Origin of the sequence: Enterococcus sp. 3G1_DIV0629, from assembly GCF_002141285.1 — a bacterium.
Taxonomy (GTDB): Bacteria; Bacillota; Bacilli; order Lactobacillales; family Enterococcaceae; genus Enterococcus_B; species Enterococcus_B lactis.
Window position 1 is genome coordinate 532,158 of record NZ_NGLI01000002.1, and the last position, 13,503, is coordinate 545,660.

Annotated in this window: 6 protein-coding genes; 4 read left to right on the forward strand and 2 right to left on the reverse strand. The window is 40.4% G+C overall.

Translation table 11 applies throughout. The features are described from left to right. Nucleotides 1-317 precede the first annotated feature (317 nt). Nucleotides 318-3,935, forward strand: coding sequence for a DNA-directed RNA polymerase subunit beta (gene rpoB / locus A5816_RS11355; protein WP_002310550.1), 3,618 nt, complete (start codon nucleotides 318-320; stop codon nucleotides 3,933-3,935). A gap of 78 nt (nucleotides 3,936-4,013) precedes the next feature. Then, entirely contained in the window at nucleotides 4,014-7,667 is a 3,654-nt protein-coding gene (gene rpoC / locus A5816_RS11360; protein ID WP_002295965.1) for a DNA-directed RNA polymerase subunit beta', read from the forward strand. A 303-nt stretch (nucleotides 7,668-7,970) separates the two neighbouring features. On the opposite strand, the gene A5816_RS11365 is transcribed toward rpoC, so the two are convergent. Together A5816_RS11365 and A5816_RS11370 are read right to left on the reverse strand one after the other, a co-directional pair. Further along, nucleotides 7,971-8,918: a hypothetical protein gene (locus A5816_RS11365; RefSeq protein ID WP_086311362.1), complete on the reverse strand. Its 948-nt coding sequence runs from the start codon at nucleotides 8,916-8,918 to the stop codon at nucleotides 7,971-7,973. A 299-nt stretch (nucleotides 8,919-9,217) separates the two neighbouring features. Continuing rightward, nucleotides 9,218-10,243 (reverse strand): LacI family DNA-binding transcriptional regulator, encoded by a 1,026-nt coding sequence (locus tag A5816_RS11370; protein WP_086311363.1) that lies wholly within the window; start codon nucleotides 10,241-10,243, stop codon nucleotides 9,218-9,220. A 276-nt stretch (nucleotides 10,244-10,519) separates the two neighbouring features. On the opposite strand from A5816_RS11370, the gene A5816_RS11375 reads away from it, so the two are divergent. Together A5816_RS11375 and A5816_RS11380 are read left to right on the forward strand one after the other, a co-directional pair. Further along, nucleotides 10,520-12,205 (forward strand): alpha-amylase family glycosyl hydrolase, encoded by a 1,686-nt coding sequence (locus tag A5816_RS11375; protein ID WP_086311364.1) that lies wholly within the window; start codon nucleotides 10,520-10,522, stop codon nucleotides 12,203-12,205. A gap of 13 nt (nucleotides 12,206-12,218) precedes the next feature. After that, nucleotides 12,219-13,502: an ABC transporter substrate-binding protein gene (locus A5816_RS11380; RefSeq protein WP_086311365.1), complete on the forward strand. Its 1,284-nt coding sequence runs from the start codon at nucleotides 12,219-12,221 to the stop codon at nucleotides 13,500-13,502. The last annotated feature ends 1 nt before the right edge of the window (nucleotide 13,503 follow it).

Here is a 13,503-nt window from a genome sequence, read left to right on the forward strand (position 1 = left end):
AAGAAAATATTGCGAAAAAGCAGAAGAAACGCCAGGAAGTGTTGACTTTTATAGAAAATAAGTGTAGTATATGAAGTTGCAAAAACTATCTGATGAAGAAAAGGCAGAAACGAAATATTGTCCGTTTCGGCTTTAATATAAGGAAACAAAAGTAGAAGCTCACGAAGTAAGGTTTCAAGAGAATGTTCTATTTTTGGTTTTTTTTTGCCTAAAAGCCGCAAAAAATGTCTGTTGTTACCTAAAAATAATATTTGAAATATTATTGTAACAATTGATCGGGTAGTCTTTTTGAATGACATTTTAGAGGGGTGAAGAGCTTGGCTGGACACGTAGTAAAATACGGAAAACATCGCGAACGTAGAAGTTTCGCAAGAATCAGTGAAGTGTTGGAATTACCAAATTTGATCGAAATTCAAACAGACTCTTACCAATGGTTCTTAGATGAGGGACTTAGAGAAATGTTTGAAGACATTTTGCCAATCGATGACTTCAATGGCAATCTATCTTTGGAATTTGTAGATTATGAATTGAAAGAACCAAAGTATACAGTAGCAGAAGCTCGTGCGCATGATGCAAACTACTCTGCACCATTACATGTAACATTGCGTTTGACAAACCGCGAGACTGGCGAAATCAAAGCACAAGAAGTATTCTTCGGTGATTTCCCATTAATGACAGAACAAGGAACATTCATCATCAACGGGGCAGAGCGAGTAATCGTTTCTCAGTTAGTCCGTTCACCAGGTGTCTATTTCCATGGAAAAGTCGACAAAAACGGAAAAGAAGGATTCGGTTCTACTGTTATCCCTAACCGTGGCGCTTGGCTAGAAATGGAAACTGATGCAAAAGACATCTCTTATGTACGTATCGACCGTACACGTAAGATTCCTTTAACCGTATTAGTTCGTGCGTTAGGATTTGGTTCCGATGATACGATCTTTGAAATCTTCGGCGACAGCGAAACATTACGCAATACAGTCGAAAAAGACTTGCATAAAAACGCAAGCGACTCAAGAACAGAAGAAGGTTTGAAAGACGTTTACGAACGTTTGCGTCCAGGCGAACCAAAAACAGCAGACAGCTCACGTAACTTGCTGAATGCTCGTTTCTTCGATCCAAAACGTTACGACTTAGCAAACGTTGGTCGTTACAAAGTAAACAAAAAATTAGATTTGAAAACACGTCTATTGAATCTGACATTAGCTGAAACATTAGTTGATCCAGAAACAGGCGAGATCATCGTTGAAAAAGGAACAGTCTTGACTCACCAAGTCATGGAAACATTAGCTCCTTTCATTGATAACGGTCTAAATTCAGTGACTTACTATCCATCAGAAGATGGTGTGGTCACAGATCCAATGACTGTCCAAGTCATCAAAGTATTTTCACCAAGAGATCCTGAACGTGAAGTGAACGTGATCGGAAACGGCTATCCAGAAGCAGCTGTAAAAACGGTTCGTCCAGCCGACATCATTGCTTCAATGAGCTATTTCTTGAACTTGATGGAAGGTATCGGCAATGTCGATGATATCGACCACTTAGGAAATCGTCGTATCCGTTCAGTCGGTGAACTTTTACAAAACCAATTCCGTATCGGGCTAGCACGTATGGAACGTGTGGTTCGTGAAAGAATGTCGATCCAAGATACTGAAACATTGACACCTCAACAATTGATCAATATCCGTCCAGTTGTGGCAAGTATCAAAGAATTCTTTGGTTCTTCTCAGTTGTCACAGTTCATGGATCAAACAAACCCTCTTGGCGAATTGACACACAAACGTCGTCTTTCAGCCTTAGGACCTGGCGGATTGACTCGTGACCGTGCCGGTTATGAAGTTCGTGACGTTCACTACTCCCACTATGGCCGTATGTGTCCGATCGAAACTCCTGAAGGCCCAAACATCGGGTTGATCAATAGTTTGTCCAGTTATGCGAAAGTAAATAAATTCGGATTTATCGAAACACCTTATCGTCGTGTAGACCGTGAAACAGGTCGTGTTACTGACCAAATCGACTACTTGACAGCAGATATCGAAGACCATTACATCGTAGCCCAAGCAAACAGCCCATTGAATGAAGATGGAACATTTGCTCAAGACGTTGTTATGGCTCGTGCTCAAAGTGAAAACTTAGAAGTATCTATTGATAAAGTAGACTACATGGACGTATCACCTAAACAAGTAGTTGCCGTTGCGACAGCATGTATTCCTTTCTTGGAAAACGATGACTCCAACCGTGCCTTGATGGGTGCCAACATGCAACGTCAAGCAGTGCCGTTGATCAATCCTCAAGCACCATGGGTTGGTACTGGTATGGAATACAAATCAGCGCATGACTCAGGAGCTGCTTTGTTATGTAAACATGACGGTGTCGTTGAATACGTTGATGCTTCTGAAATCCGTGTACGCCGCGACAACGGTGCATTAGATAAATACGATGTAACAAAATTCCGTCGTTCAAACTCCGGAACAAGCTACAACCAACGTCCAATCGTTCATTTGGGTGAGAAAGTCGAAAAAGGGGATACTCTGGCAGACGGACCATCTATGGAACAAGGCGAAATGGCTCTAGGCCAAAACGTTTTAGTTGGTTTCATGACTTGGGAAGGATATAACTATGAAGATGCGATCATCATGAGCCGTCGTTTGGTAAAAGATGACGTATACACTTCTATTCATATTGAAGAATATGAATCAGAAGCCCGCGATACAAAATTAGGACCTGAAGAAATCACACGCGAAATCCCTAATGTCGGGGAAGACGCATTGAAAGATTTAGACGAAATGGGTATTATCCGTATCGGTGCAGAAGTCCAAGACGGCGATTTGCTTGTAGGGAAAGTCACGCCAAAAGGGGTAACAGAATTATCTGCAGAAGAACGTCTATTGCATGCGATCTTTGGCGAAAAAGCTCGTGAAGTCCGCGATACATCATTACGTGTACCGCATGGCGGCGGCGGGATCGTTCACGATGTGAAAATCTTTACTCGTGAAGCTGGAGATGAATTGTCACCAGGCGTAAACATGTTAGTTCGTGTTTATATCGTTCAAAAACGTAAAATCCATGAAGGGGATAAAATGGCCGGTCGTCACGGAAATAAAGGGGTTGTATCCCGTATTATGCCGGAAGAAGATATGCCATTCCTACCTGATGGAACACCAATCGATATCATGCTGAATCCTTTAGGGGTGCCTTCACGTATGAACATCGGACAAGTATTGGAATTACACTTGGGTATGGCTGCACGTCAGTTAGGTATCCACGTAGCAACGCCAGTATTCGATGGTGCAAGTGATGAAGACGTATGGGAAACAGTTCGTGAAGCCGGTATGGCCAGCGATGCGAAAACTGTTCTGTACGACGGACGTACAGGTGAACCATTTGACGGACGTGTGTCTGTCGGTGTAATGTACATGATCAAACTTGCTCACATGGTCGATGACAAATTGCATGCACGTTCAATCGGACCTTACTCATTGGTTACACAACAACCATTGGGAGGTAAAGCTCAATTTGGTGGACAACGTTTTGGTGAAATGGAAGTATGGGCACTGGAAGCTTACGGTGCGGCTTATACTTTACAAGAAATCTTGACATACAAATCAGATGATGTAGTCGGACGTGTGAAAACATACGAAGCAATCGTCAAAGGTGAACCAATTCCAAAACCAGGTGTACCGGAATCCTTCCGCGTATTGGTGAAAGAATTGCAATCACTAGGTCTGGACATGCGTGTCTTGGATATCGAAGAGACAGAGATCGAACTTCGCGACATGGACGATGAAGATGACGATTTGATCACTGTTGATGCTTTGACAAAATTTGCCGAACAGCAAACTGCCAAAGAATTAGAAAAGAAAGCTGCTGAACAAGTGGAAGATGAAAGAGACGATGTCATCCAAAACTTTGAAACCGCAGAAGATAATTTAGACTAATCCGGTCTATGAGCTGCAAGGCGGTCGAAGATCAGCCGTCTTGCGGTTTGCCATTAAATGAAATGGAGGGAACCCCTTTTGATCGATGTAAATAAATTCGAAAGTATGCAAATAGGTTTGGCTTCTCCCGAAAAAATCAGAAGCTGGTCTTACGGTGAAGTAAAAAAACCTGAGACGATTAACTATCGTACCTTAAAACCTGAACGCGAAGGGTTGTTCTGTGAGCGGATTTTTGGTCCTACAAAAGACTGGGAATGTGCCTGCGGAAAATACAAACGTATCCGTTATAAAGGAATCGTTTGTGATCGATGCGGAGTGGAAGTGACTCGTTCGAAAGTTCGCCGTGAACGCATGGGACATATTGAATTAGCAGCTCCTGTTTCACATATCTGGTACTTTAAAGGGATTCCTTCACGTATGGGTCTTGTATTAGACATGAGCCCACGCGCTTTGGAAGAAATCATTTATTTTGCTTCATATGTGGTTATCGAACCAGGAAACACGAATTTAGAGAAAAAACAATTGTTGACAGAACGCGAATATCGCGAAAAACGTGAACAATATGGACAAGAATTCCAAGCTGCTATGGGTGCAGAAGCGATTAAACAATTACTTGATAATGTTGATCTAGATGCAGAAGCAGCCGAATTGAAAGAAGAATTGAAATCTGCACAAGGACAAAAACGTACACGTGCAATCCGCCGTTTGGATATTTTAGAAGCATTCCGCGCTTCAGGAAATCAACCAAGCTGGATGGTTATGGATGTTATCCCTGTTATTCCACCAGATTTGCGCCCAATGGTTCAATTAGAAGGTGGACGTTTTGCAACAAGTGACTTGAATGATCTTTACCGTCGTGTCATCAACCGTAATAACCGTTTGAAACGTTTATTAGACTTGAACGCACCTGGAATCATCGTTCAAAACGAAAAACGCATGTTGCAAGAAGCAGTAGATGCATTGATCGATAACGGTCGTCGCGGACGTCCAGTAACTGGACCAGGTAACCGCCCATTGAAATCTCTTTCTCATATGTTGAAAGGGAAACAAGGTCGTTTCCGTCAAAACTTGCTAGGTAAACGTGTGGACTACTCCGGTCGTTCTGTTATCGTTGTTGGACCTTTCTTGAAGATGTACCAATGTGGACTTCCAAAAGAAATGGCCATCGAATTATTCAAACCATTCGTGATGCGTGAGCTTGTTCAACGTGAACTAGCTTCAAACATCAAAAATGCGAAACGTAAAATCGAACGTCAAGAAGACGAAGTATGGGATGTCTTAGAAGACGTAATCAAGGAACACCCAGTATTGCTGAACCGGGCACCTACGCTTCACCGACTTGGTATCCAAGCATTCGAACCAGTTTTAGTACAAGGACGCGCAATCCGTTTGCATCCACTTGTATGTGAAGCTTATAATGCCGATTTCGATGGAGACCAAATGGCTGTCCACGTGCCATTGAATGAAGAAGCACAAGCAGAAGCACGTATGTTGATGTTAGCTGCTCAAAACATCTTGAACCCTAAAGATGGTAAACCAGTTGTTACTCCTTCTCAAGATATGGTTCTAGGTAACTACTACTTGACAATGGAAGAAGAAGGACGCGAAGGCGAAGGAATGGTCTTCAGAGATCAAAACGAAGCCGTTATCGCATGGCGCAACGGATACGTTCATTTACATTCACGTATCGGTGTGAACCCTAACTCATTGGGTGAAAAACCATTTACTGAATGGCAAAAAGAACGTACGATGATCACAACAGTTGGTAAGATCATCTTCAACGAGATCATGCCTCCTGAATTCCCTTATCTGAATGAACCAACAGACTTCAACTTGACCGTCCAAACACCGGACAAATACTTTGTTGAAGCTGGTACGGATATTCCTGCACATATCAAAGAGCAAGAATTAGTATTACCGTTCAAGAAGAAAAACTTAGGGAACATCATCGCAGAAGTCTTCAAACGATTCAAAGTAACAGAAACTTCTAAGATGCTTGACCGTATGAAAGACTTAGGGTATAAACATTCAACACATGCCGGTATCACAGTAGGGATCGCTGACATCAGTGTACTGAATGAAAAACAAGAAATCATTGAAAATGCCCATAAACAAGTTGAAACTATTACAAAACAATTCCGTCGTGGTCTGATTACAGATGACGAACGTTATGAACGTGTCATTGCTGTTTGGAACGCTGCAAAAGACAGCATCCAACAAAAACTGATGGAAGGTTTGGAAGCGAAAAACCCAATCTTCATGATGTCTGATTCTGGAGCTCGTGGGAACATTTCCAACTTTACACAGCTTGCCGGAATGCGTGGTTTGATGGCCGCTCCTAATGGTCGAATCATGGAATTGCCAATCATTTCAAACTTCCGTGAAGGACTATCTGTCTTGGAAATGTTTATCTCAACTCATGGGGCTCGTAAAGGGATGACCGATACAGCCTTGAAGACTGCCGATTCAGGTTACTTGACTCGTCGTCTGGTTGATGTGGCCCAAGATGTAATCATCCGTGAAGAAGATTGCGGTACTGACCGAGGTCTTGAAATCCAAGCAATCCGTGAAGGAAATGAAATCATCGAATCATTAGAAGATCGTTTGGTGGGACGTTACACTCGTAAAGAAGTACGTCATCCTGAAACAAATGAATTGATCATCGCAGGAAACCAATTGATTTCCGAAGACATCGCAAAACAAATCGTTGATGCAGGTGTCGAAACAGTGACAATTCGTTCTGTCTTCACATGTAATACAAAACATGGTGTCTGCAAACATTGTTACGGACGCAACCTTGCAACTGGCTCTGACGTTGAAGTCGGAGAAGCAGTTGGTACGATCGCCGCTCAATCAATCGGTGAACCTGGTACTCAGTTGACGATGCGTACATTCCATACGGGTGGGGTTGCCGGAGACGATATCACTCAAGGTCTTCCTCGTGTCCAAGAAATCTTTGAAGCACGTAATCCGAAAGGGCAAGCAGTGATCACAGAAGTAACAGGGGATGTCATCGATATCTCAGAAGATCCTGCAACACGTACCAAAGAAGTAACAATCAAAGGAAAAACAGATACACGTACGTATACTGTTCCTTATACAGCACGTATGAAAGTAGCAGAAGGCGATATGATCCACCGTGGTGCGCCATTGACAGAAGGATCAATCGATCCAAAACAATTGTTGCAAGTCCGCGATGTATTATCTGTTGAAAACTACTTGCTTCGTGAAGTACAACGTGTTTACCGTATGCAAGGGGTAGAAATCGGCGACAAGCATATCGAAGTAATGGTTCGTCAAATGCTGCGTAAAGTTCGTGTAATGGATCCAGGTGATACAGATATCTTACCAGGTACATTATTAGACATCGCAGACTTTAAAGATCAAAACTACAATACGCTAGTCTCAGGAGGCGTTCCAGCAACTTCTCGACCTGTCTTGCTAGGTATCACAAAAGCATCATTAGAAACAAATAGTTTCTTATCTGCTGCATCATTCCAAGAAACAACTCGTGTCTTGACGGATGCTGCGATCCGCGGTAAGAAAGATCCTCTTCTTGGTTTGAAAGAAAATGTTATTATCGGTAAGATCATCCCAGCTGGTACTGGTATGCAACGTTACCGTGACATGGAACCAAAAGAAGTCGGTGTAGCAAGCGAAAATGTCTACAGTATTTCAGATATTGAAGCGCAAATGGCTGCAGAAGACGCAATGAACAATCAAACAAAATAGAGGTTGTGAAATCAGCGTTTTGACCTGAGTATTAGAGAAAATAAACGAAAAAATAGTTCCTCATATTTTGCCGTTTGTTGAGCTAATACCGAGGGTCAGCTGATTGAACACCGTTTAAGAAAGAGGTCGTGAGCCTGCCGTTCAGCTCCGAGTCACAAGGAACAATTTCAAAAAACAGCTCCTCATGTTTATTGAATATTGTGACTTGTGACCGAGGAGTTGGCAGGAGAACACCGTTTATTCGGAAAAAGGGATTGTGACAAAATCTTGTCACAATCCCTTTTTTTGCTTATATGAAGTAGCTTACCTCTCATTTGTTTGGTTAGAAGAAAGAGTGAGAGATGATCTTGAAGCTACAGGTTTTGCTATGTCAGCTAATTGTTTACTGCGTTTCAGTTTTTGTTTTATTTCGTTTACTGTAGTTAGGGATACGCCAAAAAACGTTGCCACATGTTTTTGTTTAGTATAGGGTATTGTTAATGCTTCTTCGATTTGATTACGTAATTTTTGTGGTATCCTTTGATTTTTTTCTCTGGAAATTTTTCCGAATTTCCCATGAAAAAGCTGATGGGTAATTTTTTCATCATAGTCTTCTTCAAAATGTTTTTGGTATATATTAATTACTGTAGAGTTGGACACGCCAAAAAATGCGGCAATCTGTCTTTGACTAAGATTAGGCAATGTTAATGCGTGTTTGATTTGATTACACAATTCTTGTGGTAGTCGCTTATTCTTCTTTCCTTCTCTAGAAGAAATAGGACCAAACGTTTCATACAAAAGCTGATAAGCGTTATTTCCAACATTTCCTTCTACTAGATTGCTCGTTTTTTGTCTATCCACAACAAAGGAAGGCCCTGGCTCAGTAGGCGAGATGGACTCTTCGTTCGTTTGTTGATGGAAGATTGGATCGGGCAATGGTTCATCAATAAATTGTCGCTCCTCTCTTGTGAGAGACTCGTGCTCCATTAAGTTATGGAAACGATAACCTTCCTCAGAGATGTCAATAGGTGGAGATGATAATGACTCCTCAAATGGCGAATGTTCAGGTGAATTTGGAATGACTGAAGCTAGTTCATTGACGAGTTGCTTCTCATCTTCCGAAAGAGTTAGAGCATCATCCTTTGAATGAGAATCAAATTCATGGGAAGTTACAGGAGGCGTTTTTATTTTTTTGTTCGCTTTAGTTAATAGTTCATCAAATGCAATAAAGTCAGTGGATGTATCTGAATGTTTTCTTTTTGCTTTAGGCATAGTTATCCCTCCGATAACATGGATTTGTTTATTCGCATGAAAAAATAAAGGTACATAATTTTGGGATAAGCATACCATATAAAACTTATACACAACGTGGCTGAAAAGACAACTTTTTCTTGCCTGTGGAAAAAGTGATTCAATACAATTGCTGTAGTTATCCACAACCAATTAAAAAAGAAGGGAAATGAAGAAAAATCTGCTAAAATACCGGGAGGGGGTAACGAGAAATGAGTGATTGAAAAAAGAACAGAGTAACTGACTTATCCTCAGTGTTTCTGTTCTTTTATAATTCTGTTCTACATTTCTTGTTGTTGGATCGAATCTGTGAGAGTAATCTCGGTTGAAAGAATGATTCTTTTTTCTTCAGGGTATTGGTGGTGGATTAGTTGGAATAAAAGTTCTGTGGCTTTGATTCCTAACTGATTTGTCGGAATGTCTATCCGAGTCAGCTGTGGCGAAAATAGGGAGGACAATAAGGGATCACTGAATCCTGCGATCGAAAGATCATCAGGTATCTGCTTTCCAGATTGTTCTGCCACTTTGTAAATACTCAATGATTTTAATGCATCGGTAGAAAAAATCGCAGTTGGTCTTTCTCGTAGCTTCATTAAATCATTTATCGCTGCCATGCTATCTTCTAAGCGAAAGCCGCCGTCTATGATCCATTCATTACGGATATCTAGGTGGTGATCAAATAAGCATTGACGGTAACCATTGAGACGATCATTGGATACATAAACTTCTGTCGGAGCATGGAGGCAGCCAATATGCTGATGGCCGTTATTGATTAGTATTTCCACCAAATCGTAACTATCTTGGAAATTATCCGTGTCTACTGAGTAGATGTTCGTATAGTCATGACCAACTTTTCCAATCACCACAATAGGAATATTGTATTGATCCAATTCAAAAAGAAGTGTTTCATCCATCGTAGAGCTTAAAATAATAATTCCTCGGATCATTTTTTCTTGGATTTTTTTTGCGCATTTCTCCAACTCTTCTTCTGGTGTTTTTGCCGTCTGTAGAATCAAGTCGAAGTTATTTTGTTCAGAAACGGCAGAAATGGATTGAATGACATCTGAAAAGAAGGGATTGCCATAAGTCGTATGGGATGTGCGATGGGATAATGCTAAAATCGCATCAAATCCACTTCCTGATAGTCCTCTTGCAATTTTGCTCGGTTCATAATTTAATTCTTTGATTGCTTGAAGTACACTAGATTTTGCTTTATCAGATATATTTGGCTGGTTATTTAATACTCTAGAGACAGTTGATTTTGAGACATTGGCTTTTTTCGCAATGTCATAAATAGTTGGTTTCAATTTTATATGCACCTCCTTTTTGGGAGCGTTTTAGAATAATTCCATAGTACAATAGACATTCTTTTTTGTCTATGATTTTGAAAATGGAGGAATAGCTTAGAGGATAATAAGAGATCATATTTTTTTAAGAATCCACTAACTATTGATACATAAGCTTTCTTATTTGTATTTTTGCGTATATCAAAATTATTTAAAAAAAACGCTATTGACAGTAAGCGTTTTCCATAATATGATCGAGTTGCTGGGAACGCTCCCATAAAAAGAAAGGAGAATCCGATGTATACAAAACTTTTACAAGCGATTTATCGCGACTCAGATTTAGCTGAAAAAATCGCCTCCAAAATTGAACAAAAAGTCAGTGATTATCAGCAGAAGAAAAACCAAGCAGGCAAACTGCATTGGGACGAAGAAGATATTTTCTTGATTACTTATGGAGATCAATTTTTTGAAGAGCAGCAACCAACTTTACGTACATTTAAAAAATTTTATCGGAAGTATTTGGCAGATACATTTAGTGTTGTTCATTTCTTGCCATTTTTTCCATATACATCTGATGATGGTTTCTCCGTTTTAGATTATCAGGCAATCAACGACCATTTGGGCACATGGGACGATGTAGAAGAAATGAGAAGCGAAACAAGGTTGATGTTCGACTTTGTCTGCAATCATATGTCTGCTGAAAGTAATTGGTTTCAGGAATATTTAAACTTGAATGATACGTACAAAGAATTTTTTATTGATTTGCCACTGGATACAGATACAAGTAGCGTGACTAGACCAAGGACCAGCCCGTTACTTACAACGTTCATTGACAAAAACGGGAAAGAAAAACACGTATGGACGACTTTTAGCGAAGATCAAGTAGACTTGAATTTTAAAAATCCAGAAGTTTTATTGAAAATGATCGATATTCTTTTGTTTTACTTAGAAAAAGGCGCTTCATTTATTCGCTTGGATGCTGTGGGATTTTTATGGAAAGAACTAGGAACTTCTTGTATACACCTGCCAGAAACGCATAAAATCATCCAATTATTCCGTGCAATCGTTGATGAAGCAGCTCCAGGAACGGTATTGATCACTGAGACAAATGTGCCACACAAAGATAATATCAGTTATTTTGGGAATGGCGAGAATGAAGCACAGATGGTCTATCAGTTTTCGCTACCACCTTTGACCCTTCAAGCGATTCGTTCGGGTAATACAAGTAAGTTGAAAGAATGGTTAAAAACCATCGATTTCGCATCGAAAAAAACAACTTTTTTCAATTTTTTAGCCTCCCATGACGGTATCGGATTGAATCCGGTACGAGGTATTTTGCCAGAAACAACAATCCTTGATTTAGTGGAACAGCTGAAGAAAGAGGGTGCCCGAGTAAACTACAAGAAAAATCCAGATGGAACGACTAGTCCATATGAGATAAACGCGACGTATCTAGATGCATTGAGCTCTCCAACAGATACGACGGAATGGAGAAGCAAACGCTTTTTAGCTGCTCATTCATTTTTGGTAACGCTACCAGGTGTACCGGCAATTTATATTCAAAGTGTGCTAGGAAGTCGAAATGATTACAAAGGCGTAGAAAAAACAGGAGAGAATCGAAAAATCAATCGGCAAAAATTTTCGTTGGCAGATATTGAGAAAGAGTTGCAGACAGACCCATTAAGAACAGCAGTGTATGAAGAGTTGACACAAATGCTAGCTATTCGAAAAAAAGAAAAAGCCTTCCATCCGAATAGTTTGATTCACTTGCTCGATTCAGCAGATTCTTTTATTAGTTTTATCCGCGAAGCGAAGGAAGAGAAAGTTTTAGTCATCCAACACTTTTCCGACCAATCAGCAGACTATCTTTTACCAAAAGGAGACTACCAAGATTTGTTTTCTGGTCAAATTATCCATTGCAGTCAAGAACAAAAGTTGAGATTCCAGCCTTATGAATACATGTGGCTGAAAATAATAAATTAAGAGGTGGGAAAAAATGAAAAAAATTCTTGTTACTACATGTCTGCTGGCTACTGGATTTCTGCTTACTGCTTGTGGCGGAAGTAAAAGCTCTGAGGAATCAAAACAGACAACGATCCAATTCATGCACTCTTCTGTCGAACAGGAACGGTTAAGTGTCATCAATGAACTAGTCGCTGATTTTGAAAAAGAAAATCCAGATATCAAAATCAAGCAAATGCCAGTAGAAGAGTCGGCATTCAATACGAAGATCGTTACACTAGCTCGTTCTGGTAAATTACCAGAAGTAATGGAAGTCAGCCAAGATTTTGCTAAAGTGATGGATAAAGATGAACTGATCGATCAGACGGCAGTCCAAAATGTTATTGAGAAAGCTGGAGAAGACAATTATTATGATGGCGCCAAAAATCTTGTTCGTTCGGAAGATGGAAAAAGCTATATTGCTGCCCCAATCAGTGGCTGGGTTCAAGGCATTTGGTATGACAAAGAAAAATTAGCAGAAGCTGGTTTTTCAGAACCGAAAAATTGGGATGATATTTTAAAAATTGCTCAACATTTCACAGATAAAGAAAATAAAAAATATGGGATTGCTATGCCTACTGCTGAAGGAACGATGAGCGAGCAGGCATTCTCTCAATTTGCTTTGTCAAATGGGGCAAACGTCTTGGATGAGAAAGGCGAGGTAACGATCGACACGGACAAGATGAGAGAAGCCTTGTCGTTCTATCAAAACTTATCACAATACACAATGCCAGGTTCCAATGATGTGACAGAAATCAAGGATGCCTTTATGAATGGAACAGTCCCAATGGCTATTTATTCAACTTATATTTTGCCTTCTGTTTACGAAGCAGGGAATTCAGAAAATATCGGTTTTGCTATCCCAACACAAAAAGATCAAGCTGTCTATGGCACAGTATCTGGCTTGACGATCTCTTCTGGTCTAGACGAGAAACAAAAAGAGGCTGCTGAAACTTTTACCGCTTTCTTATCCCAACCGAAAAATATGGAGAAATGGGTTTTGATGTCCCCTGGTGGTGCTCAACCAGTGAATAAGCAAGTAGTAGAATTGGATGGTTACAAAGAAAATGAAGTCATCAAGTCATTTGGAGAGTTGCCATCTGAGATTGCTAGTGCTTTTGATGAAGTACAAGTTTTTGGACTAGTTGGAGAAAAGAACTTTACGAAAATGGGAGATATCACTAGCTCAGGTGTGATCGGAAAAGCGGTGAATCAAGTAACTGTTGGCAACGAAGATGTCGATCAAGCTTTAGCTGACGCACAAAAAAATACGAAATAAC